At 69.9% G+C, this 22922-nt stretch carries 21 protein-coding genes and 5 tRNA genes; 16 read left to right on the forward strand and 10 right to left on the reverse strand.

Annotated elements, in window-relative coordinates; genetic code table 11:
* Positions 1-68: 68 nt before the first annotated feature.
* The 6 genes from H305_RS0122610 to H305_RS0122635 all read right to left on the reverse strand — a co-directional run bounded on the left by H305_RS0122610 (position 69) and on the right by H305_RS0122635 (position 9366).
* Entirely contained in the window at positions 69-482 is a 414-nt protein-coding gene (locus H305_RS0122610) for a roadblock/LC7 domain-containing protein (protein WP_005479603.1), read from the reverse strand.
* A gap of 10 nt (positions 483-492) precedes the next feature.
* Entirely contained in the window at positions 493-3732 is a 3240-nt protein-coding gene (locus tag H305_RS0122615; protein ID WP_028802394.1) for a nitrate- and nitrite sensing domain-containing protein, read from the reverse strand.
* 350 nt (positions 3733-4082) lie between these two features.
* Positions 4083-4658: a GTP-binding protein gene (locus tag H305_RS0122620; protein WP_028802395.1), complete on the reverse strand. Its 576-nt coding sequence runs from the start codon at positions 4656-4658 to the stop codon at positions 4083-4085.
* Positions 4639-5037, reverse strand: coding sequence for a DUF742 domain-containing protein (locus H305_RS0122625; RefSeq protein WP_028802396.1), 399 nt, complete (start codon positions 5035-5037; stop codon positions 4639-4641). Before H305_RS0122625 ends, H305_RS0122620 begins: the two co-directional genes overlap by 20 nt.
* Before the next feature lie 111 nt (positions 5038-5148).
* Positions 5149-5562 (reverse strand): roadblock/LC7 domain-containing protein, encoded by a 414-nt coding sequence (locus H305_RS0122630; RefSeq protein WP_037764993.1) that lies wholly within the window; start codon positions 5560-5562, stop codon positions 5149-5151.
* 9 nt (positions 5563-5571) lie between these two features.
* On the reverse strand, positions 5572-9366 hold the full coding sequence (locus H305_RS0122635; protein ID WP_028802398.1) for a nitrate- and nitrite sensing domain-containing protein: 3795 nt from the start codon (positions 9364-9366) through the stop codon (positions 5572-5574).
* Positions 9367-9962: 596 nt separating this feature from the next.
* On the opposite strand from H305_RS0122635, the gene H305_RS0122640 reads away from it, so the two are divergent.
* The 9 genes from H305_RS0122640 (at position 9963) to H305_RS0122680 (ending at position 14178) form a co-directional block, all read left to right on the forward strand.
* On the forward strand, positions 9963-10151 hold the full coding sequence (locus H305_RS0122640; protein WP_028802399.1) for a hypothetical protein: 189 nt from the start codon (positions 9963-9965) through the stop codon (positions 10149-10151).
* Positions 10152-10420: 269 nt separating this feature from the next.
* Positions 10421-11197 carry a fumarylacetoacetate hydrolase family protein gene (locus H305_RS0122645; RefSeq protein WP_028802400.1) on the forward strand — a complete coding sequence of 259 codons (777 nt, stop codon included), beginning with the start codon at positions 10421-10423 and terminating at the stop codon, positions 11195-11197.
* Positions 11190-12698, forward strand: a complete 1509-nt coding sequence (gene gltX, locus H305_RS0122650; RefSeq protein WP_199791440.1) for a glutamate--tRNA ligase — start codon at positions 11190-11192, stop codon at positions 12696-12698. The genes H305_RS0122645 and gltX overlap by 8 nt, the downstream gene beginning before the upstream one ends.
* A 137-nt stretch (positions 12699-12835) precedes the next feature.
* A complete protein-coding gene (locus H305_RS0122655) occupies positions 12836-13570 on the forward strand; it encodes an HAD family hydrolase (protein WP_028802402.1) in 735 nt (244 codons plus the stop codon).
* Between the two features lie 91 nt (positions 13571-13661).
* A tRNA-Gln gene (locus tag H305_RS0122660) sits at positions 13662-13733 on the forward strand.
* A 42-nt stretch (positions 13734-13775) separates the two neighbouring features.
* Positions 13776-13848, forward strand: a tRNA-Glu gene (locus tag H305_RS0122665).
* A gap of 63 nt (positions 13849-13911) precedes the next feature.
* Positions 13912-13984, forward strand: a tRNA-Glu gene (locus H305_RS0122670).
* 21 nt (positions 13985-14005) lie between these two features.
* Positions 14006-14077: transfer RNA gene (locus tag H305_RS0122675), tRNA-Gln, on the forward strand.
* 28 nt (positions 14078-14105) lie between these two features.
* A tRNA-Glu gene (locus H305_RS0122680) sits at positions 14106-14178 on the forward strand.
* A gap of 52 nt (positions 14179-14230) precedes the next feature.
* Here the strand turns inward: H305_RS0122680 and H305_RS0122685 are convergent.
* A complete protein-coding gene (locus H305_RS0122685) occupies positions 14231-14875 on the reverse strand; it encodes a MerR family transcriptional regulator (protein ID WP_028802403.1) in 645 nt (214 codons plus the stop codon).
* A gap of 90 nt (positions 14876-14965) precedes the next feature.
* Between H305_RS0122685 and H305_RS0122690 the strand changes: the two genes are divergently transcribed.
* Complete coding sequence (locus tag H305_RS0122690) at positions 14966-15502, forward strand: DUF4188 domain-containing protein (protein WP_028802404.1); 537 nt, start codon at positions 14966-14968, stop codon at positions 15500-15502.
* A gap of 89 nt (positions 15503-15591) precedes the next feature.
* On the opposite strand, the gene ndgR is transcribed toward H305_RS0122690, so the two are convergent.
* Positions 15592-16308 (reverse strand): IclR family transcriptional regulator NdgR, encoded by a 717-nt coding sequence (gene ndgR / locus H305_RS0122695; RefSeq protein ID WP_007384919.1) that lies wholly within the window; start codon positions 16306-16308, stop codon positions 15592-15594.
* Between the two features lie 190 nt (positions 16309-16498).
* On the opposite strand from ndgR, the gene leuC reads away from it, so the two are divergent.
* The 4 genes from leuC (at position 16499) to H305_RS0122715 (ending at position 19826) form a co-directional block, all read left to right on the forward strand.
* The gene (leuC, locus tag H305_RS0122700; RefSeq protein WP_028802405.1) at positions 16499-17932 is read left to right on the forward strand and encodes a 3-isopropylmalate dehydratase large subunit; all 1434 of its coding nucleotides are present in this window, start codon (positions 16499-16501) and stop codon (positions 17930-17932) included.
* A gap of 6 nt (positions 17933-17938) precedes the next feature.
* Positions 17939-18532, forward strand: a complete 594-nt coding sequence (gene leuD / locus H305_RS0122705) for a 3-isopropylmalate dehydratase small subunit (RefSeq protein WP_028802406.1) — start codon at positions 17939-17941, stop codon at positions 18530-18532.
* Positions 18533-18806: 274 nt separating this feature from the next.
* The gene (locus tag H305_RS0122710; protein WP_028802407.1) at positions 18807-19037 is read left to right on the forward strand and encodes a hypothetical protein; all 231 of its coding nucleotides are present in this window, start codon (positions 18807-18809) and stop codon (positions 19035-19037) included.
* A gap of 138 nt (positions 19038-19175) precedes the next feature.
* On the forward strand, positions 19176-19826 hold the full coding sequence (locus tag H305_RS0122715) for an HU family DNA-binding protein (protein ID WP_028802408.1): 651 nt from the start codon (positions 19176-19178) through the stop codon (positions 19824-19826).
* 75 nt (positions 19827-19901) lie between these two features.
* Here H305_RS0122715 and H305_RS0122720 read toward each other — a convergent pair whose 3' ends face one another.
* Both H305_RS0122720 and cofC read right to left on the reverse strand, forming a co-directional pair.
* Positions 19902-20105 (reverse strand): hypothetical protein, encoded by a 204-nt coding sequence (locus tag H305_RS0122720; RefSeq protein WP_028802409.1) that lies wholly within the window; start codon positions 20103-20105, stop codon positions 19902-19904.
* 109 nt (positions 20106-20214) lie between these two features.
* Positions 20215-20862 carry a 2-phospho-L-lactate guanylyltransferase gene (gene cofC, locus H305_RS0122725; protein WP_028802410.1) on the reverse strand — a complete coding sequence of 216 codons (648 nt, stop codon included), beginning with the start codon at positions 20860-20862 and terminating at the stop codon, positions 20215-20217.
* 145 nt (positions 20863-21007) lie between these two features.
* Here cofC and H305_RS0122730 point away from each other — a divergent pair, with 145 nt between their 5' ends.
* The gene (locus H305_RS0122730) at positions 21008-21784 is read left to right on the forward strand and encodes a lysophospholipid acyltransferase family protein (protein WP_028802411.1); all 777 of its coding nucleotides are present in this window, start codon (positions 21008-21010) and stop codon (positions 21782-21784) included.
* Positions 21781-22791 (forward strand): NAD(P)H-dependent glycerol-3-phosphate dehydrogenase, encoded by a 1011-nt coding sequence (locus tag H305_RS0122735; protein WP_028802412.1) that lies wholly within the window; start codon positions 21781-21783, stop codon positions 22789-22791. The genes H305_RS0122730 and H305_RS0122735 overlap by 4 nt, the downstream gene beginning before the upstream one ends.
* Positions 22792-22922 lie beyond the last annotated feature (131 nt).

Raw genomic sequence — 22922 nt, forward strand, 5'->3', positions numbered from 1 at the left:
ACCCAACGCTGTGGGACCGCGTCCCGAAACCTTACGGCCCCAGGACGCCAAGACGCACCGTCTGTCTGCTAGTTGAGAAGGCTCCCCTGGAGCTCCGCCCGGAGATCCGGGGTCAGGACCGTGCCCGCACGGTCCACCAGAAGTGCCATCTCGTACCCAATGAGACCGATGTCCGCCTCCGGGTGTGCAAGGACGGCGAGCGAGGAACCATCAGAAACGGACATGATGAAGAGGAATCCCCGCTCCATCTCCACAACTGTCTGGTTCACGCTGCCGCCCTCGAAGATGCGGGAGGCACCCGCGGTCAACGAGGTCAGGCCGGACGCGACGGCCGCCAGCTGGTCGGCGCGGTCACGGGGAAAGCCTTCGGACATCGCCAGAAGGAGTCCGTCGGCGGAGACCACCACCGTGTGGGACACCCCGGGGGTGTTGTCCACGAAGTTGGTGATCAACCAGTTCAGGTTCTGTGCCGCCTGGCTCATCGGGCTCACACTAACGCTCCTGGTTGTAGGTGCTGTCAGGACCGAAGCCCTGGCCGTTCGTGTCACTGCTTGCATTGCGTCCCCGCTGTACGCCACGGCGCAGGTTGCTCAGCCTGCCCCGGACGTCCTCGGGTGCGCGGGAGACCTGGGGGCCGCCCTGTGGGGTCGATTCCGCGGTTCCCTCGACCAGGTTGGCCTTGGGCACCCGCCGCGGCAGGCCGGAGGAGGTGACCCCGCCCGCCTTGGGCTTGCGGAGCTGTGCCGCCTGCTGCCAGCGGTCGTCGTTGGACGAGCGCCACTCGTCGTTGCCGTCCGAGGCCGGAGCCTTGGGCGCAGGCGCCGCCTGCTCCCGCTGCTCCGCGGGGCGCTGGCCGTTGCCGTTGACACCCGAGGAGGCGCCACGGCGCGGCAGCCCGGCGTCGGTCAGCTGGTGGCCGCCCGAGGGGGCCGGTCCCGGACGGGTGAAGCCTACGCGGTCCTGGTCACTCACGTCAGCGGCCTGCGAGGATTCCGTTTCCGGAGCGTAGCCGGATCGGTACCCGCCCTCGTACGCGTCCTGCTGCGGCCAGTCGTCCTGGTAGGACGGCTCCTCGAAAGCGGAGAACGTCTCCGGGGCGGAACCCTGGACTCCCGCACGGGCGTCCTGGCCCGGCTCCGCATACGCGGGCTCGGGGTAGCCACCGTTGGACGGGAAGTACGTCTCGTCATACGCCGCCTGCTGCGGGTCCTCGTACGCCGTCTGCTGGTCGTACCGGGCCTGCTGCTCGTCGTACGCGCCCTGACCGTCGCCGTAGGCGGGGCCGCCGTCGTAGGAAGGGGCGCCGTTGTCGAACGCGGGACGCTCCGCGAAGTCCGTCTGGTAACCCTGCGGGGCCTCGATGGCCTCGTGATCCTGGGCCTGGGCCTCCAGGGCGGCGCGGCGCTCCTCGCGCATCAGCGAGCGGCCCACGGGGTCCAGGTCGCGGATGTCGTCCGGGACCTCGGTGTAGCGGCTGTCGTCGAAGCCGAGTTCGGCGGCCGTGCGCAGCGGCTGCTGGCTGCCGAAGTCCTCACCCTGGAACGACTGCTGCTCGGGGATGATCTGGGACACGGTGAACTCGTCGCGCAGCGGCTGCTGCTCGCCACCGCCACCATGGGTGATCGCGTCGGGGAGCATGACCAGCGAGGTGGTGCCGGCCTGCTCGCCCGAGGGGCGCAGCTGGACACGGATGCCGTGCCGGTCGGACAGTCGTCCGACCACGAACAGGCCCATGCGCTGCGAGATCGCGGCGTCCACGGTCGGCGGGTTGGCCAGCTTGTGGTTGATGTCCGCGAAGTCCTCGGCGGTGAGGCCGATTCCCTTGTCGTGGATCTCGACCATGATGCGGCCGTCCGGGAGACGGGTCGCGGTGACGCGGACCTTGGTCTGCGGCGAGGAGAACGTGGTGGCGTTCTCCAGGAGCTCGGCGAGCAGGTGCACGAGGTCGGTCACGGCGCGGCCGTGGATCTCGGCCTCCGGGACACCGGAGAGCTCGATGCGCTCGTACTGCTCCACCTCGGAGGAGGCGGCGCGCAGCACGTCGACCAGCGGGACCGGCTGGTCCCAGCGGCGGCCGGGCTCCTCGCCCGCGAGGACGAGGAGGTTCTCGCCGTTGCGGCGCATACGGGTCGCGAGGTGGTCCAGGCGGAAGAGGTTCTCCAGCTGGTCCGGATCGGCCTCGTTGTTCTCAAGGTCGGTGATCAGGGTCAGCTGGCCCTCGATCAGCGACTGGTTGCGGCGCGAGAGGTTGGTGAAGATCGCGTTGATGTTGCCACGCAGGAGGGCCTGCTCGGCGGCGAGCCGGACGGCCTCGCGGTGGACCTGGTCGAAGGCGCGGGCGACTTCGCCGATCTCGTCCGTCGTGGTGATCGGGATCGGCTGGACACGGGTGTCGACGCGGCCCGGGTCGGTGCGCGAGAGCTGGTCGACCAGCATCGGCAGGCGCTGCTCGGCGACACCGAAGGCCGCGTTGCGCAGCTGGCGCATCGAACGGCTCATCTGGCGCGCCACCATGCCGGCCAGGATGAACGCGGCGAGCAGGGCGACCACGACGGCGGCACCGGTGATGATGGCGTCGGTCTTGGCGTCGGCGGAGATGTCCGCGGCCTCGGCCACGGCCTTGTCGGAGAGGTCCGACTCGATCTGGCGGTAGGCGTTGTACTTGGCCGTGTTCACGACCCACCAGTTCTGCGCGGTGACGCCCTTGGCGGCCAGACCGTCGAGCTCGGTCTGCTGCGGGGACTTCAGGCCCGCCAGCATGCTGACCATCTCGGTGGGCTTCGACGGCGGCGGGGTGTAGGTCTTCCCCTTGGCGGCGGCGGCCGCGCCGGCCTCCTTCGCCTTGGCCGTCAGGTCGGTCTTGATCTGGGCCTGGGCCGCGTCGAGCTTGTCGGCGTCGGCCTGGGTGCCACCACCGAGGTACTCCTCGACGGCGATGCCTTCGAGGTAGGCGTAGGAGGAGAGGGCGACGCGCTGGGAGGCGAGGCTGCTCAGGCCGGGGCCCGGCTTGACCAGCATGTGCATGCCGATGGACCGCTCCAGCGACAGCGCGGCCTTGGACAGCGAGATCGCGTAGACCGTACGGCCGTAACTGGTGATGTTTCCGGTGCCCAGACCGAGCTCGTTGGCGAACTCCATCAGCGGGTGCTGGATCTGGAGGTAGCCCTCCTCGGTCTGCACACCCTTGGGACCCTTGGGACCGGTGGAGTAGGCGATCTTGCGCCAGTAGTCCAGACGGGGCTCGACCTTGCGGAAGACCGCGAGCCGGCGTTCCAGGCCCGGCGTCTTCGGCATGTTCTGGGCGGCCTCGTCGAAGACGTCGGCGGCCGCGTCGGTGGCCTTGCGGGCCCTCACGACGGTCGGGTCGTCCTGGCCGGCGCCGCTCAGCAGGGGCTGGGCGGTGATGTCGCGTTCCTCGAACAGTTTGTCGCCGTAGGTCAGCGCGGCCTGCACCAGCCGGGCCGTCTTCTCGGCGTCCTGGGCCTCCTGCCAGGTGTTGATCGAGCTCTTCACCTGGAAGCCGCCCATGACGAGGCCGACCACCACGGGTATGAGCAGGATCGCGTTCAGCCTGGTGGGCACACGCCAGTTGCGCGGGGAGAGACGGCCGCCGCTCGGAGCGGGCGCCGCCGTGGGCTCCTGAACGGGCACGTGTGCGGGCGCCGCTCCGCGCGGCGGCGGGGTGAAGTTGCCCCGTGCCGACGGCTCGGGACCGTTCTTGCTTCGCCTCACTCGACCAACAACCTCTCGGCGTCGGCACCTAGGTTGTGCCGCGGTATCTCCAGCGCCCTTGACTACTGGGCAGTTCAGCGCATTCCAGCACGTCAGGCGGCGCCCTTCCAAACACTCGGAATCGACGGTTCCGAGTGGTGCAGGCCCCAGATAAAACGGTCATAAAGAGCGAGCCCCGCCAAAAGGCGGGGCTTTTGTGAGCGCAGCGGTACCGGGTGACCGCGATGCGTGTCTGCGTCTGTGAAATTCTCTGTCGAAACGTTATGAACACTGTGGCCGACCGTGTCAAACGACACAGCCGGCTCCAATGTGTCTACGACAACTTCCGTACAGAGCCTCCGACTTGGGTGCTATCGCAGGCGAGCCATGAGGGCGTGCTCGACCAGCGTGATCAGCGCGCTCTTCGCATCCGCACGGTGTCGGGCGTCCGTCGTGATGATCGGCGCGTCCGGTCCGATCTGGAGCGCCTCGCGCACCTCTTCGGGGTTGTACGGCTGGTGTCCGTCGAAGCCGTTGAGGGCGATGACGAACGGCAGGCCGCTGTTCTCGAAGTAGTCGACCGCGGGGAAGCAGTCGGCGAGCCGGCGGGTGTCCACCAGGACCACCGCGCCGATGGCACCGCGGACCAGGTCGTCCCACATGAACCAGAAGCGGTCCTGGCCCGGCGTACCGAAGAGGTACAGGATCAGGTCCTGGTCCAGGGTGATGCGGCCGAAGTCCATGGCCACCGTGGTGGTGGTCTTGTCCCCGGTGTGGGTCAGGTCGTCGATGCCCGCGGAAGCGGACGTCATGACGGCCTCCGTGCGCAGCGGGTTGATCTCCGAGACGGCACCCACGAACGTGGTCTTGCCGACGCCGAAGCCACCCGCCACCACGATCTTCGCGGAGGTGGTCGCCCGGCCTCCGTCAGAGCTTGCGAAGTCCACTGAGCACCCTTTCGAGCAAAGTCACGTCCGGCGCGCCGCCGTTGTTCTCGTCGCCGCCCGGCTGGTGAATGGCGACGAGTCCGGCCTCCGCGAGGTCCGCGACGAGGATCCTGGCCACACCGAGCGGCATGGACAGGAGGGCCGACACCTCGGCCACCGACTTCACCTCACGGCAGAGGTGGCAGATCCGCTGATGCTCAGGGAGCAGACCCATCAGCTGTGCCGGGTCGGCCGTGGTGCTGATCAGCGCCTCGATGGCGAGTTGGTACCGCGGCCGGGTCCGGCCGCCGGTCATCGCGTACGGACGTACCAGCGGCTGGTCGCCCTCATCCTCGTACGACTGCGCGTACGGATCATGAGAGGCGGTGGGCGGGGTCATGAATCCTCCGGGCTGGACAGCAAGTCGGTCAGTCGTGCCGTCTGTTGGGGCCGGTGGGGGGATTGTGTCGGCCGGACGGTGATTTCGTGCTGTGGGTAGAACCCAGGGCCGTCAGTGGAGCAGACTTCCCTGTAGTTCGGCGCGCAGGTCCGGCGTGAGCACTGCGCCCGCGCGGTCGACGAGCAGCGCCATCTCGTAGCCGACGAGACCGATGTCGCACTCCGGGTGGGAGAGGACCGCCAGGGACGATCCGTCCGAGATGGACATCAGGAAAAGAAAACCGCGTTCCATCTCCACGACCGTCTGCGCCACGGTGCCGCCCTCGAAGATCCGGGAGGCCCCGGCCGTCAGCGAGGTGAGACCGGACGCGACGGCCGCGAGCTGGTCCGCGCGATCGCGGGGAAAACCTTCGGACAGTGCCAGAAGGAGTCCGTCGGCGGACACGACGACGGTGTGGGACACCCCGGGGGTGTTGTCCACGAAGTTGGTGATCAACCAGTTGAGGTTCTGTGCCGCCTGGCTCATCGGGCTCAACTAACGCTCCTGCTGGTGAGTGGGGCTGGGGAAGCTGCCGGTCTGGCCGGTACCGGCCTGGCGACCCTGCTGGATGCCCCGACGGAGATTGGTCAGCCGGCCGCGTACGTCATCGGGCGCACGCGAGACCTGCGGACCGCTTTGGTGCGATTGCTGCTGTGCCGTACCCGCGACGAGGTTCGCCCGCGGGACGCGGCGCGGCAGGCCGGAGGTGGTGACCCCGCCCGCCGACGGTTGACGGACGCGTTCTGCCTGCCGGACGAGGTCGTCGTTCGGCGAGGTGCGCCACGAGGCAGCGGCCGGTGCGGCAGCCGGACGCTGCGGAGCCGAGGGGGCCTGCGGCTGCTGCGCAGCCTGCGGCGAACCCTGGGAGCCGTTGTTCTGGAAGCCCTGGGAGTGGGCGCCGTTCGCCTGACCGTGGAACCAGTTGGTCTCCAGCGTGTCGTACAGCGGCGTACGTCCGTCACCGGGCCCGGGCGCCGGCGGCAGCGCCTCGGGCTCCTGCTGACGGGGAGCCCGCTGCTGCGGCTGCGGACGCTGGGGGGCGCCGGGCCGCTCGAACTGGCCGGTGGAGGACGGGTCCTGGCCGTTGCCGTAGCCGGGGACCGCGAACTGGCCGGTGGACGAGGGGTCCTGGCCGTTGCCGTAACCCGGCCGGGCGAACTGGCCGGTGGAGGACGGGTCCTGGCCGTTGCCGTAACCCGGCATCGCGAACTGGCCCGTGGACGACGGGCTCTGCTGCGCGGGAGCCTGGTGGGACGCGTTGAAGATGTCGGGACGGACGAACTGCCCGGTGTTCTGCCCGGAGTTCTGCGGCGCACCGGCACCGGGGCGCGGGGCGTCGAAGTCGGGACGGGCGAACTCGGACGTGGAGCCCGGGCCCTGACGGTCGTCGATCCGCGGCATGCGCGAGGTGGTGTCGGGCTCCTCGTGACCACGCGGGGCGTCGAGGGACGCGCGCGGCACCGGCGGCTGCGCGTTCTCGTCGCTCCAGCTCGGCACGCGGGGCTGCTGGTCGGCACCGGGCAGCTCGGCACGTGCACCACCGCGGCCGGGAAGCTGCGGCCTGCGGCGTCCGGTCTTGCCGCCCTTCGGCTGCTGCTGCGGCGGCGCGGCCGCGGGGCCGCTGTCGCCGAAGCCGCCCTGGCGCGCACCGGCTCCGCCCTGACGGGCTCCGGGCGCGTCACCGAAGCCACCGCTCTGGCGGGAACCGTCACCGAACGCGTCGCCGAAGCCACCACCCTGGCGGGAACCGTCACCGAAGCCCTGAGCGGAACCGGGCCCGGTGGCCTGGAGACCCTGCGGCGCACCCGGCGTGCCCTGCCCGAAGCCACCGGCGCCGGCACCGGCCGGAGCCGGCCTGCCCTGCTGCCCGGAAGCCGGACCCTGCTGACCACGCGCTCCACCCGGAGCGCCCGGACGACCACCCTGGTTGCTGCCCGGCAACGCGGCCCGCGGGCCCTGCCCCGAGCCGACCTGTCCGCGCTGCGGCGGGGCGCCGAGGCGGCCACCGCCGGCGGCCGGAGCACCGGCACCGAGCGAGGTGCCACCCTGCGAGCCGTTGCCGCGGCGGGCCGCCGCGACACCGGCGGCAGCCTGTGCGGCGGCGGGACCGCCACCGCCCGGGGCGCCCTGGCCGGGCTTGCCCGGGGTGGGCTTCTTGGCGCCCTGGGCGACGTCGACGGGCAGCATGACCAGCGCGGTCGTACCACCGGAGTCGGACGGGCGGAGCTGGATGCGGATGCCGTGGCGCTGCGACAGACGACCGACCACGAACAGACCCATGCGGCGGGACACCGAGACGTCCACGGTGGGCGGCGAGGCGAGCCGCTCGTTGATCGCCGCGAGGTCCTCGGGGGAGAGACCGATGCCGGTGTCGTGGATCTCGATCAGCACGCGGCCGTCGGGCAGCGCGTGACCGGTGACCTTGACCTTGGTCTGTGGAGAGGAGAACGAGGTCGCGTTCTCGAGCAGCTCCGCGAGGAGGTGCACGAGGTCGTTGACGACGCGGCCGGCGACCTCGGTGGTCGGCACGGCGGCCAGTTCGATGCGCTCGTACTGCTCCACCTCGGACGCGGCGGCGCGGAGCACGTCGACCAGCGGGACCGGGCGGGTCCAGCGGCGGCCGGGCTCCTCACCCGCGAGGACGAGGAGGTTCTCGCCGTTACGGCGCATGCGGGTCGCGAGGTGGTCGAGCTTGAACAGCGACGACAGCTGGTCCGGGTCGGCCTCGCGGGACTCGAGCTCGGAGATCAGCGACAGCTGGCGCTGGATGAGGCCCTGGGAGCGGCGCGAGAGGTTGGTGAACATCGCGTTGACGTTGCCCCGCAGAAGGGCCTGCTCGGCGGCGAGGCGGACCGCCTCGCGGTGCACGTCGTCGAAGGCCGCGGCCACCTGGCCGATCTCGTCCCGGGAGTGCACACCGACCGACTCGACGGACGTGTCGACGTCCTGCGGGTCGGACTCGGACAGCTGCTTGACCAGCTCGGGCAGGCGGTCCTGGGCGACCTTGGTCGCGGTCTCCTGGAGGCGGCGCAGCGAGCGGATCATGGAGCGGGCCACGACGAAGGCGCCGACGAGGGAGACACCGAGGACGAGGAGGATCAGCGCACCCGAGATGATCGCTTCGCTCTCGGACTCGTTGCGCAGCTCACGGGCCTTCTGCTCCATCTGGCCGAGCAGCGTGGTCTCGATGGTCGACATGTTCTGGATCTTGGACGTGTCGTCGTCGACCCAGTCCTTGTACGAGCGTTTGGTCTGCGTCTTGAGACCGTCCGGGCCGCCGAGCACGCGCTTGGCGTACTGGTCGGCGGACTGGATGGTCGGGTTGTCGCCCTCGACGGGCTTGAGGAGCTCGGTGACGCCTTCGCCGTAGATGTTCTTGAAGCCGCTGATCTCCGACTCCTGGCTCTCCTGGGCGGAGAGCGCGTACTGCCGGTCGTTCTCGGACAGCGTGCCGAAGGTGGACTTGGTCTCGGGCAGCGCGGCGGCGATGATGGCGCGCTGGACGGAGGCGTACTCCTTGGCGGAGGAGAAGGCGGACAGCGCGCGGGTGCGCTGGATCATCTCCGGGTTGCTGGTCGCCTCGGCCATGTCCTGCGAGAGCGCGAGCAGCTGGGTGACGAGGCGGTGGTAGGCCTCGACCGTCTGCGTCGCGTTCTTCGGGTCGTTGTAGGCGTCGCTGCGGATGCTGCTCAGCTTGTTCAGCTCGCCCGCGATACCGACGAGGCTGTCACGGACGCCGGACAGCTGTCCCTTCGCCGTGGCGTCGTCGATCTCCTGCGTGCCCTCGAGGAAGTGCTTCTTGGCGATATCCGTGGCGTCGCGGACGCCCTTGACCTCGTAGTCGGTGGCCGTGGCGCCGTGCGCCAGCGGGCCGGCCGACTGGTCGCGCTCCTTCTGGAGCGCGGCGGCGAGCTCGGTCGCCTGCTGGGTCATGTCGGTCAGCAGCTTCATGTTGTCGAGCTGCTGGATGTCGTCCATCGACTGGTTGATGCGCAGCGCACCCAGCGAGGTCGCGGCGACCACGGGGAGCGCCAGCAGCGAGACCAGTCGCGTCGAGATGCGCCAGTTGCGCAGGGCCACGCGTGAGCCGGGGCCGGTCGGGCCCTTCGGCTTCGCGGCCGGTGTGGCGGGAGCCTTGGCCTTGGCGCCGGGGCGAGCGGAGTCACCGCTGCCGCCGAGCTCTGCCGGTCCCGGGTTCTGGGCGTGCTGGGGCGAGGAACCGCGGTCGGTCCCGCCGTGCGGCTCCGGCTCCGCCGAAGCGCTGCCATCCCTCTTGAAACGTCCCTGCACTAGCGTCGCAACCTCTGGACCAGGCGTCCCACCGGTGATACGGCGGGACGGTGTCGGCGTCGTTCAAGGGCGCAGATGCGCCCCCTGGTGGTCGTGAGTGACCGGCGCAGGTTCCCCCTTACCGCCGCCAATCGGCGCTGCGTTGCGCCCCTGCGCGCCGGTTCGATCCCGCGGCGGTCCGTGGAATTCCAGCACAGTGCAGGATCTCCAACAAGGCCCGAGAGCCAGGCTGTGACCTCCGTGACACCTTGTGAGTGCAGCGTCACGAGACGTAGAAAGTGATGTCGTACATAACGGGCGTATGCCTACGAGGTGTTGGGGTGTGCCCGGTGTCCCAGTCGCCATGATCAGGAGCGGAATGTTTGCTTCAATGGAGCAATGTCCGTTTCGCCGGGCCGAGTTGGGGGTCTGAATTGACCGGTTTGCCTGCCGGCGAGTGAGGAAACTCACATGGCGATCATGGCCTCTTCCCAGCTTCGCCGGGGAATTGCATGTTTAGCCTGGCGCTTTACAGGGATGGCGAATCCGACAACCCGCGCCGGAATGGGGGCTTTTGAGCCCGCCCGGCGCCCCTCACGACAAGGTCGAGTACACCGGTGAAGACGACGATGATGTTCCGCAACATAGCCAACCCGCGACGCACGACGCTGGCGCACCTCGAGGACGCCGACGCGCTGCAGACGCCGGACCAGCCGGAGCACTCGGTCGATCTTCCCACCCAGACCGCCAACCCGCGCCGCACCGTCCTGATGGAAGCCCCGGTCGCGGCCTCCGTCGCCCAGTAGTACGCGCACGGGCGGCCGGCCGCTCAACGCGAGCCCGCACGGATCCCCGCACCGGCCGCCCCGCCTCCACAGACCGGCCCCTACGCCGGAGTCGTCCCGCGGCACCCCCCGGAAGGCCGGCCCGCCCAGCCGGCGGCGTACGACGTCCGGGGGCGCGGCCACATCGCACCACCCGGTGCGCCCGCGTATATGCGCGAGGCGCGGAGCCCTCCCCGCGTTAGCCTGGAGCGTCAGACTCCAGCCAGCTCAGTGAGGGGCGCAAGGATCCCGTGCGCATCGCCAGATTCTCCATCGACGGCAACGTCGCTTTCGGCGCGGTCGAGGGCGACAAGCCGGACGAGCTCGTCCTCGACATCATCAAGGGCATCCCGTTCGCGGACTTCGAGCTCTCCGGTACGAAGGTCCCGCTGAGCAAGGTCAGGCTGCTGCCGCCCGTGCTCCCCAACAAGATCGTGGCCTTCGGCCGCAACTACGCGGAGCACGCCAAGGAGCTCGGCAACGAGGTGCCCGACGCCCCGTTCGCCTTCTTCAAGCCGTCGACCTCGGTGATCGGCCCCGGCGACGAGATCCAGTACCCCTCCTTCTCGAACGAGCTGCACCACGAGGCCGAGCTGGCGGTCGTCATCGGCCGGATGTGCCGCGAGGTCCCGCGCGAACGCGTCAAGGACGTCGTCCTCGGCTACACCTGCGCCAACGACATCACCGCCCGTGACGTCCAGAAGCGCGAGAAGCAGTGGGCGCGGGCCAAGGGCTTCGACACCTCCTGCCCGCTCGGCCCCTGGGTCGAGACGGAGCTGGACCCGAGCGACCTGACCATCCAGCTCACGGTCAACGGACAGCAGCGCCAGCTCGGCCGTACCAGCGAGATGATCCACTCCGTCGAGGACCTGATCGTCAACATCACCGAGGCCATGACGCTGCTCCCCGGCGACGTGATCCTCACCGGCACCCCGGCCGGGGTCGGCCCCCTGAACGTCGGCGACGAGGTCGCCGTCTCCATCGAAGGCATCGGCACTCTCACCAACAAGGTGATCAAGCGTGGCTAACGCGAACTCCCCCAAGTCCTCGACCGTGCTCGGACAGGGGGTGCCCCCGCGCGTACGTTTCTGTCCCTCGCCGACCGGCAACCCCCACGTGGGCCTGGTCCGCACCGCCCTGTTCAACTGGGCGTTCGCCCGGCACAAGGAAGGCACCCTGGTCTTCCGCATCGAGGACACCGACGCGGCCCGCGACTCCGAGGAGTCGTACGACCAGCTGCTCGACGCGATGCGCTGGCTGGGCTTCGACTGGGACGAGGGCCCCGAGGTCGGCGGCCCGCACGCGCCGTACCGCCAGTCGCAGCGCATGGACGTCTACAAGGACGTCGCGCAGAAGCTCCTGGACGCCGGGCACGCCTACTACTGCTACTGCTCCACCGAGGAGCTCGACGCCCGCCGCGAGGCCGCCCGCGCCGCCGGCAAGCCCTCCGGCTACGACGGCCACTGCCGTGACCTGAGCACCGAGCAGACCGAGGCCTACAAGGCCGAGGGCCGCACGCCCATCGTCCGCTTCCGTATGCCGGACGAGACGATCACCTTCACCGACCTGGTCCGCGGCGAGATCACGTACCTCGCGGAGAACGTGCCGGACTACGGCATCGTCCGTGCGAACGGCGCGCCGCTCTACACCCTGGTGAACCCGGTCGACGACGCGCTGATGGAGATCACCCACGTCCTGCGCGGCGAGGACCTGCTCTCCTCCACCCCCCGCCAGATCGCCCTCTACAAGGCGCTCACCGAGCTGGGCATCGCCAAGGAGACCCCCGCCTTCGGCCACCTGCCGTACGTCATGGGCGAGGGCAACAAGAAGCTCTCCAAGCGGGACCCGCAGGCCTCCCTCAACCTCTACCGGGAGCGCGGTTTCCTCCCCGAGGGTCTGCTCAACTACCTCTCCCTCCTGGGCTGGTCGCTCTCGGCGGACCGCGACATCTTCACGATCGGGGAGATGGTCGCCGCCTTCGACATCGCGGACGTCAACCCCAACCCGGCCCGCTTCGACCTGAAGAAGGCCGAGGCCATCAACGCCGACCACGTCCGCATGCTCGACGTGAAGGACTTCACCGAGCGCTGCGCCCCCTGGCTGCGGGCACCGTTCGCACCGTGGGCGCCCGAGGACTTCGACGAGTCGAAGTGGCAGGCGATCGCCCCGCACGCGCAGTCCCGCCTCAAGGTCCTCTCCGAGATCACGGAGAACGTCGACTTCCTGTTCCTGCCGGAGCCGGTCTCCGACGAGGCGTCCTGGGCGAAGGCGATGAAGGAGGGGTCGGACGCGCTGCTGCGCACCGCGCGCGAGAAGCTCGCCGGCGCCGACTGGACCGACCCGGAGTCCCTCAAGGCGGCCGTCCTGGCCGCCGGTGAGGAGCACGGTCTCAAGCTCGGCAAGGCGCAGGCCCCGGTCCGTGTCGCCGTCACCGGCCGCACGGTCGGCCTCCCGCTCTTCGAGTCCCTGGAGATCCTGGGCAAGGAGAAGACGCTGGCCCGCATCGACGCCGCGCTGGCGAAGCTGTAGCCGTCCGTCCCGGACAAGGGGGCGGGGTCCGGTCCGGACGCCGCCCCCTTGTCCGTGTTTTCCTCGTCACATCCCGGACGCGGTGTTCGTCGCGCGAGTGAGGGACAGGCGAGCGAGCCGCGCGTTACGGTCGGACCATGGACATCGAGGCCGTGCTCTGGGACGTCGACGACACGATCTTCGACTACACGGCCGCGGACCGGGCCGGAATGCGCGCACACCTGGACGTCGAGGACCTCCTGGGGGCCTACGAGTCCGTCGATCAGGCACTCGCACACTGGCGTGAGGTCACCGACCAGCAGTGGGCCAGGTTCTCCGCGGGGGAGTCGGACTGGGAGGGGCAGCGGCGCGACCGGGTGAGGGTCTTTCTGGGGGAACCGCTGAGCGACGCCGAAGCCGACGCGTGGTTCCAGCGCTACGTGGGGCACTACGAAGCCTCGTGGGCCCTCTTCCCCGACGTGCTGCCCGTCCTGGACGCCCTCGCCGCCAGCCACCGGCACGCAGTCCTTTCCAACTCCAGCCTGCAGAACCAGGACCGCAAGCTGCGCGTCCTCGGCGTGCGCGACCGCTTCGAGACGGTCCTGTGCGCGGCCGAGCTGGGCGTCTCCAAGCCCGCCGCGGCGGCCTTCCACGCGGCCTGTGACGCGCTCGCGCTGCCCCCGCACCGGGTCGCCTATGTCGGCGACCACCCCGAGATCGACGGCCGGGGCGCTGCCGACGCCGGCCTGCTCTCCGTCTGGATCGACCGTGGTGGCGTGTACACCGTGCCGGACGGCGCGGCACCCGGTCCGCGCCGCATCGCCTCGCTCGCCGAACTGCCCGCGATCCTCGGCGCGGATACCCGTTTTGGAGCGCCGTCCACCTTCAGGTAATGTTCTTCCTGCGCCGCCGGGGAGCGGGCCGAAAGGCCGGGAACCGGAGGAGCGAACTAGAACAAGAACCCCTCCGGGGCTTGCGTTCCAGTGGCCTATGGTGTAATTGGCAGCACGACTGATTCTGGTTCAGTTAGTCTTGGTTCGAGTCCAGGTAGGCCAGCTCGCAGAGCTCATCTGCAACCGCGGAGATCGACTCCGCAAAGCCCCCGTTGTGTAGCGGCCTAGCACGCTGCCCTCTCAAGGCAGTAGCGCCGGTTCGAATCCGGTCGGGGGTACAGATCCTTCCCAAGGGAGACAGTCCGGGTCGCACCCGCTGACTCTCATGCAGGATCGCTAGGGCCCCCGTTGTGTAGCGGCCTAGCACGCCGCCCTCTCAAGGCGGTAGCGCCGGTTCGAATCCGGTCGGGGGTACGCAGTTGGTCTAAACCATATTGGTCTATGGTGTAATTGGCAGCACGACTGATTCTGGTTCAGTTAGTCTAGGTTCGAGTCCTGGTAGACCAGCTCGGATCTGCGGAAACGCAAGATCCTGGCCCCCGTTGTGTAGCGGCCTAGCACGCCGCCCTCTCAAGGCGGTAGCGCCGGTTCGAATCCGGTCGGGGGTACACAGCAAGGCCCTTCGCTTCGGCGGAGGGCCTTTGTCGTGCCCGGCGCCGGCTACTCGAAGCCGTACCGCCTTGTGGTCTCCTCCTCCTGGGCCAGCCGGTGCAGCGCCTGCAGGATCGGCTCGTTGATGATCGCCCCCAGGATCGCCCACTCGATCCGCTCCTCCTCCGAGGGCTGCGTCTCCATGTTGTCCAGGTCGAGCACGGCTGTCCGGTGCATCAACTCGGCGTACGGCACGAGCAGTTCGGCCCCGAAACCGTAGCCGAGCCGGCGGAACGCGGCCACCGCCACCACCAGCGAGCGGTACGCCGGGGAGATGGTCGAGAGCCGCTTGGCGTTCTCCCAGCCGAGCCGGTCGAGGAGCGCGGAGGCCTCCTGGTGCGCGGCCCGGACGTACTCGTCGTCCTCGTCCGGCTCCGGCACCTGCGGCAGCGCCCACATCGCCGCGCCCAGGCGGAGCGCGCGGCCCATGGAGTCGTCGTCCACGTGCCCGAGCACCTCCCGGACGGTCGCCACGGGGATCCGGCCGACCTGGATCATCGCCCGCACCAGCCGCAGCCGGCGCAGATGCTCCTCGTCGTACTCGGCGGTCCTCGCGTTGATCTGGCGGCCCGGCGCCAACAGTCCCTCGCGCAGGTAGTACTTGATCGTCGCGATGGGCACACCGCTGCGCTCGCTCAACTCGGCCAGCCGCATCCTCTTGCGCCTCTCCTAGGGAAGTGTCACTATCCAATCACTGCACAGAAGGATAGTGCCGGTATCCAATTCTGGAATCAGGGGGACGTCATGTTCGCAAAGCCGTTTCCGGGCCTCAGTACTGCGGCCGTCGAGGGTGATGCGGTGGTCCTGCTGATCGGCATGCGCATCAACCACTTCTGGGCGGTGCACCAGTGGCTGCCGGTCATGCTGTCGATGAAACGCATGCTGGGGGAGCTTGCTCGCGACAGCGGCCGGGGGCTGCTGGGCCACGTCCTGCTGACCGCCTCGCCGCGGACGTACTACGTGGTCCAGTACTGGGAGTCGAAGGAGAAGCTCTACGCCTACGCGACCTCGCCCGACATGTTGCACCACAAGGCGTGGGCGACCATCAACCGCATGGACCGCGCCGGGAAGCTGCGCCAGCACGTGGGACGCTGGCACGAGGCGTACGTCGTGCCCGAGGGTTCGTACGAGTCCATCTACGCGGACATGCCGGCCTTCGGGCTGGCGGCCGCGCACGGGGTGCTGCCGGTCGAGAAGCGGGGGCGGCGGGCCGCGGACCGGTACGCGTACCGCTCGTCCGGGGCGCCCGAAGAGGCCGAGCCGGCCGATAACGCCGGGTGACCCGGGCACGGACCAGGGGGGACGGGGGAATCGGGGAGGGTCTGCCGCGGCGTTGAGGCAGGCCCTCCCCGGTTGTCGTTCCCGGAAGGTCAGCCCGTGCGGCGCAGGGCCTCGGAGAGGCGGGCGGCGGCGTCGATGACCGCCTGGGCGTGCATACGGCCCGGATGGCGCGTGAGGCGCTCGATCGGTCCGGAGACCGAGACGGCGGCCACGACCCGGTTCGAGGGGCCGCGCACCGGCGCGGAGACGGACGCGACGCCCGGCTCGCGCTCGCCGATCGACTGGGCCCAGCCGCGGCGCCGCACGCCCGAGAGTGCCGTCGCCGTGAAGCGGGCCCCCTGGAGGCCGCGGTGCAGCCGCTCCGGCTCCTCCCAGGCCATCAGGATCTGGGCCGAGGAGCCGGCCTTCATCGTGAGCGTGGAGCCGACCGGGACCGTGTCCCGCAGGCCGGACAGCCGCTCGGCCGCGGCGACGCAGATGCGCATGTCGCCCTGGCGCCGGTAGAGCTGCGCGCTCTCGCCCGTGATGTCCCGCAGATGCGTGAGCACCGGGCCCGCCGTCGCGAGGAGCCGGTCCTCGCCGGCGGCCGCGGCCAGCTCGGCGAGGCGGGGGCCGAGAATGAAACGGCCCTGCATGTCACGCGCCACCATGCGGTGGTGCTCAAGTGCCACGGCGAGGCGATGTGCCGTGGGTCGTGCCAGTCCGGTCGCCGCGACCAGGCCCGCGAGGGTGGCCGGGCCGGACTCCAGAGCGCTCAGGACAAGGGCTGCCTTGTCCAGAACGCCGACGCCGCTACTGTTGTCCATGCAACGATACTCGCGTCTCACTCTGTGAAACGCAAGTTCAATTTTCCGTGGAACGCGCCACCCTTGTAGACACAGCGGCCCGCGGACCAACGGGCCCGGCGGACGACGTCCGGTACGAGGGGTACGGACGTTGCCGCCCCGGAAATCTCTAGTTGGGCCGGCGCCACACAGGCCGGCCGGAGGGAAAGCGATGGGTAGGACACTCGCGGAGAAGGTCTGGGACGACCACGTCGTCCGGCGCGCCGAGGGCGAGCCCGACCTCCTCTTCATCGATCTGCACCTGCTGCACGAGGTGACCAGCCCGCAGGCCTTCGACGGCCTCCGCCAGGCCGGGCGTCCCGTGCGCCGCCTCGACCTCACCATCGCCACCGAGGATCACAACACCCCGACCCTCGATATCGACAAGCCCATCGCGGACCCGGTCTCCCGGGCCCAGCTGGAGACGCTGCGCAAGAACTGCGCCGAGTTCGGCGTGCGACTGCACTCGCTGGGCGACGTCGAGCAGGGCGTCGTCCACGTGGTGGGGCCGCAGCTGGGCCTGACCCAGCCGGGCACCACCGTTGTCTGCGGTGACTCCCACACCTCCACGCACGGTGCCTTCGGCGCGCTGGCGTTCGGCATCGGCACCTCGCAGGTCGAGCACGTGCTGGCCACGCAGACGCTGCCGCTGGCCCGCCCGAAGACGATGGCCATCACCGTCGACGGCGAGCTGCCCGAGGGCGTCACCGCCAAGGACCTGATCCTGGCGATCATCGCCAAGATCGGTACGGGCGGCGGCCAGGGCTACATCCTGGAGTACCGCGGCTCCGCCATCGAGAAGCTGTCGATGGAAGCCCGGATGACCATCTGCAACATGTCGATCGAGGCTGGTGCCCGCGCGGGCATGATCGCCCCCGACGAGACCACCTTCGCCTACCTCAAGGGCCGCGCCCACGCGCCCGAGGGCGAGGACTGGGACGCCGCGGTCGACTACTGGAAGACCCTGAAGTCGGACGACGACGCGGAATTCGACGAGGAGGTCGTCATCGACGCCGCCTCCCTGTCGCCGTTCGTCACCTGGGGCACCAACCCCGGCCAGGGCGCGCCGCTTTCGGCGTCCGTCCCCGACCCTGCTTCGTACGAGGACGCTTCGGAGCGCCTGGCCGCCGAAAAGGCCCTGGAGTACATGGGGTTGGCCGCCGGACAGCCGCTGCGCGACATCAAGGTCGACACCGTCTTCGTAGGTTCCTGCACCAACGGCCGCATCGAGGACCTGCGCGCCGCCGCCGAGATCGTCGAGGGCCGCAAAGTCGCCGACGGCGTACGGATGCTGGTGGTCCCGGGCTCCGCACGGGTCGGTCTGCAGGCCGTCTCCGAGGGCCTGGACGTGGTCTTCAAGGAGGCCGGGGCCGAATGGCGGCACGCGGGCTGCTCGATGTGCCTGGGCATGAACCCCGACCAGCTGGCCCCCGGTGAGCGCTCCGCGTCCACCTCCAACCGCAACTTCGAGGGCAGGCAGGGCAAGGGCGGCCGTACGCACCTGGTCTCGCCGCAGGTCGCCGCCGCCACCGCCGTGCTGGGCCACCTGGCCTCCCCGGCCGACCTGTCCGACGCGTCCGCCGCCCGTACGCCCGCTGGAGTCTGAGAAGCCATGGAAGCATTCACCACGCACACCGGCCGGGCCGTGCCGCTGCGCCGCAGCAATGTCGACACCGACCAGATCATCCCGGCCCACTGGCTCAAGAAGGTGACCAGGGACGGCTTCGAGGACGGGCTGTTCGAGGCCTGGCGCAAGGACCCGTCCTTCGTCCTCAACCGGCCCGAGCGCCAGGGCGCCACGGTCCTGGTCGCCGGCCCCGACTTCGGCACCGGCTCGTCGCGCGAGCACGCCGTCTGGGCCCTGCAGAACTACGGCTTCAAGGCCGTCATCTCCTCGCGGTTCGCGGACATCTTCCGCGGCAACTCGCTCAAGAACGGCCTGCTCACGGTGGTTCTGGAGCAGAAGATCGTGGACGCGCTGTGGGAGCTGACCGAGCAGGACCCCGAGGCCGAGGTCACGGTCGACCTGGAGGCCCGCGAGGTGCGCGCCGAGGGCATCACCGCCGCCTTCGAGCTCGACGAGAACGCCCGCTGGCGCCTGCTGAACGGCCTGGACGACATCTCCATCACCCTCCAGAACGAGAGCGACATCGCCGCGTACGAGGCCAAGCGGCCGTCGTACAAGCCGAAGACGCTGCACATCTGAGGCCCGGGCCCGCGGGCCCGGCCCGCGGCTGATTTCGGCCACCGCAACACCCCTCTGTACCCCCAATCGTGGACGGTTGGGGGTACAGCTGCGTCTGCCCCCGAAGGGCCCCCGAAGGGCCCGGGAAGGGGGCTCAACTCCCCTGGTTACAGGGGAGATTGCCTGGGTACCCGCATTCCGCTGCCGCGCCGCGGCGAGCTGCCCAGGACCCCGTCGAGGGGCGGCAGTTGCCCCTGGGCAGGCGACAACTCGCCCCAGATGGCACAATCTGTGCATGGAACACGACGGCCAACTCGAGCTCTACGTGGCAGTCGCGGCCCAACTCAAGGAAGCGCACACAAGAGTGCGCGCACTGCAAGTCCCGGAGGGCGTACGGATGGCGCTGACCCGGAAGCTGCTGGTCATTACGGCCGTGGCCAAGCACGATCTCGCCGACGCGACAAGGCGGCTGGAGCGGTTCACCGACGACCTCGACGAGGGTCGATTCCTCGAAGAGGAACGCTGAGGAACTCCGAGCCGGGCCGAGTTCGTTGCGGCACAAGGGTGATTAGCCCGTTTCGTGTTTGATTTGCGGTATATATCTGCCTAACGTGCGAAAAAGCTTGAACGCATTCGTTCGGGCAATGTCTCCGAAGGGGAAGACGTGAACAAGGCGCAGCTCGTAGAAGCGATTGCCGACAAGGTCGGCGGGCGTCAGCAGGCCGCCGACGCGGTCGACGCCGTACTGGACGCGATCGTCCGTGCAGTTGTCGGCGGGGACCGGGTCTCGGTCACCGGCTTCGGTTCCTTCGAGAAGGTCGACCGCCCGGCCCGTTACGCCCGCAACCCGCAGACGGGTGAGCGCGTCCGGGTCAAGAAGACCTCCGTACCGCGTTTCCGCGCCGGCCAGGGCTTCAAGGACCTGGTCAGCGGCTCGAAGAAGCTCCCGCGCGGCGGCGAGGTGGCCGTCAAGAAGGCGCCCAAGGGCAGCCTGACCGGTGGGGCCACGGCGACGGTCAAGAAGGCCGCGGCCAAGAAGGCCACCGCCAAGAAGGCGGCGGCGAAGAAGACCACGGCCGCCGCGAAGAAGACCACGGCGAAGAAGACCACCGCCGCCGCGAAGAAGACCACGGCGAAGAAGACCACCGCCAAGAAGACCACGGCGGCCGCGAAGAAGACCGCGGCGAAGAAGACCACCGCCAAGACGGCGACGGCGAAGAAGGCCCCGGCGAAGAAGGCGACGGCCAAGAAGGCCCCGGCCAAGAAGTCGACGGCCCGCAAGACCACCGCCAAGAAGGCCACCGCCCGCAAGTAGCAGCGGCGCAGGGCACCTCACGCGCCGGGCCGGGCTCCCCTGGGGAGCCCGGCCCGCGGCATGTCCGCGTCCTGCTCAGAACGTCTGCAGGGTGATCAGGGTGATCCGGCGGGCCTCGCCCTCGCCCTCGGTCTCGATGCGCACGCGCTGCCCGGGGCGCAGCAGCCTGAGCCCGCCCGCCTCGAACGCCGGCCCGTCGAAGGGCACCGGCGTACCGTCGTCGAGCAGCACCTGGCCGCTGTGGGTCTCGGGGTCGTACGTGTACGCGGTCGCCTGCATGGGGGAAGCCTATCCACCGGGCCACGACACCGGGACCGGCACCGGCCGCAGGGCGAGCGGGTGCGGTCCCGCGGAGCGCCGCGGGGAGCGGAACCGGCGCCGCCCGGCCTCAGCGGCCCGGTGGTCCGGGAAGCAGCAGGTGCGCCGCCACCGCCGCGGTGCGCGGGCCCACGCCGAGGGCCAGCGCGGCCCGCAGATCGTCGCCGGTGTCCACGTCCTGGCGTACGGAATCCACCGCGTCGAGGCCGATTTCCACGGCGCCCGAGGCGCGATGGCGGGCGCGGGATTCGGTGCCGAATGCGGGAAGCAATTCCCGGCCCGGAGAGGCGGCCAGCAGAGTCGTACCGATAGCGGCCGCATCGGGGAGAAATGAGCGGGGGAATTCGGTCGCGGCGTCGAGCACCCGGGCCAATTCCGTGGGGCGCAGCGCGGGCAGATCGGCGTTCAGAGCGGCGACCGCGCTTTCGGGACTCCGGGAGCGGACGACGGCCGCCGCGTGGGCCAGGGCGGCGTTCAGTCCGCCGCCAGGCTCTTCCGGGACGACACGGGCGCCGAGGGCTGCCAGCTCCCGTCCGGCCAGCACGTCGTCCGTGACGACCGCCACATCCAGCACGGCCGCGCAGGCCAGCACGGCTGCCACGGTGTCCTGTGCGAAGGCGAGCGCGAGGCCGGGGCGCAACCCGTCCGAGGCGGTGTCCGCCAGCCTGCTCTTGGCCCGCGCCAGGGGTTTGAGGGGTACGACCACAGTCCACCGCACGAACGCTCCACCCTCCCTAGTCGCGTCCCCATTGTGACCCGGCGGCCCTGGCGGTACGGATGTCGGGGCGTACGGTGTTCTCGACAGACAGGCGGCCTGGGGCGACACTTGTGCGGCCCCCCAGGCCCTGGAGGAAGGTGTCCGCGTGCCCCGCCGCAGAATCGGCTTCTGGTACCGCTTCGCAGCGGTCCTCTGCAAACCACCGCTGGTGGTTCTGATCAAGCGGGACTGGCGTGGAATGGAGAACATTCCGGCCGAGGGCGGATTTATCACTGCGGTGAACCACAATTCGCACGTCGACCCGTTCGCGTATGCGCACTATCAGTACAACACCGGGCGCGTTCCTCGTTTCCTCGCGAAGGCCGGCCTTTTCAAGAAGGGATTCGTGGGGGCCGCCATGCGCGGCACCGGACAGATCCCCGTCTACCGCGAGAGCACGGACGCCCTGAGCGCCTTCCGGGCCGCGATCGACGCCGTGGAGCGCGGTGAGTGCGTGGCCTTCTACCCCGAGGGCACCCTCACCCGTGACCCCGACGGCTGGCCGATGACCGGCAAGACCGGCGCCGCCCGGGTCGCCCTGCAGACCAAGTGCCCGGTGATCCCGGTCGCCCAGTGGGGCGCCAACGAACTGCTGCCGCCGTACGCCAAGAAGCCCAACCTCCTTCCGCGCAAGACCCACCGCGTGCTCGCGGGCCCGCCCGTGGACCTCTCGCGCTTCTACGACAGGGAGATGAGCCCGGAACTCCTCAAGGAGGCCACCGAGGTCATCATGGCCGCCATCACCGCGCTGCTGGAGGAGATCCGCGGCGCGAAGGCCCCCAAGAAGCCCTACGACCCGCGCGAGGTGCGTATCGCGCAGCGCCGCAGGGCCGCGGAGGCGGAGCGGGCGAAGGTACGGCAGGAAAAGGGGCAGGGCACGTGAGCAGTCCGGTCAAGGCGGCCGTCTTCGGGACCGGATCGTGGGGGACGGCCTTCGGCATGGTGCTCGCCGACGCCGGGTGCGACGTCACCCTGTGGGCGCGCCGTGCCGATCTCGCCGACGCGGTCAACTCCACGCGCATGAACCCGGACTACCTGCCGGGCATCGAACTCCCGGAGAATCTGCGGGCCACCACGGACCCGGCCGAGGCGGCGCGCGGCGCGGACTTCACCGTGCTCGCCGTGCCCTCGCAGACGCTGCGCGGCAACCTGGCCGAGTGGGTTCCGCTGCTCGCCCCGGACACCGTGCTCGTCTCGCTCATGAAGGGCGTCGAACTCGGCACGGTGAAGCGGATGAGCGAGGTCATCGAGGAGGTCGCCAAGGTCTCGTCCGACCGCGTCGCCGTGGTCACCGGGCCCAACCTCGCCAAGGAGATCGCCCAGCGGATGCCGGCCGCCGCCGTGGTCGCCTGCCGTGACGAGTCGGTTGCCACGCGACTCCAGGCCGCGTGCCACACCCCGTACTTCCGCCCCTACACCAACACGGACGTGGTGGGCTGCGAACTCGGCGGCGCGGTCAAGAACGTGATCGGTCTCGCCGTGGGCATCGCCGACGGCATGGGCCTCGGGGACAACGCCAAGGGCTCACTGATCACCCGCGGCCTCGCCGAGACCACCCGCCTCGGGCTCGTCATGGGCGCCGACCCCATGACGTTCTCCGGCCTCGCGGGCCTCGGCGACCTCGCCGCCACCTGCTCCTCGCCGCTGTCGCGCAACCACACCTTCGGCATCAACCTGGGCAGAGGCATGACGCTCCAGGAGACCGTCGCGGTCACCAGGCAGACCGCCGAGGGCGTCAAGTCCTGCGAGTCCGTGCTGGATCTGGCCCGCAGGCACGGCGTCGACATGCCCATCACGGAGACGGTCGTCAGCATCGTCCACGAGGGCAAGCCACCGGTGGTCGCGCTCAAGGAGCTGATGTCGCGCAGCGCGAAGCCCGAACGTCGCTGAACGGCCTGGCCGGCGATGCCGGGAACGGCCCGGCAGGCGGTCGCCGCGGCCGTTCGCGCGACGCTGAGCGACGGTCCGCACGACGCTGAGCAACCGCCGTCGTGGGGCGCTGACTCACCGCACTACCAACG

This window comes from Streptomyces sp. 142MFCol3.1, from assembly GCF_000424945.1.
Classification (GTDB): domain Bacteria; phylum Actinomycetota; class Actinomycetes; order Streptomycetales; family Streptomycetaceae; genus Streptomyces; species Streptomyces siamensis.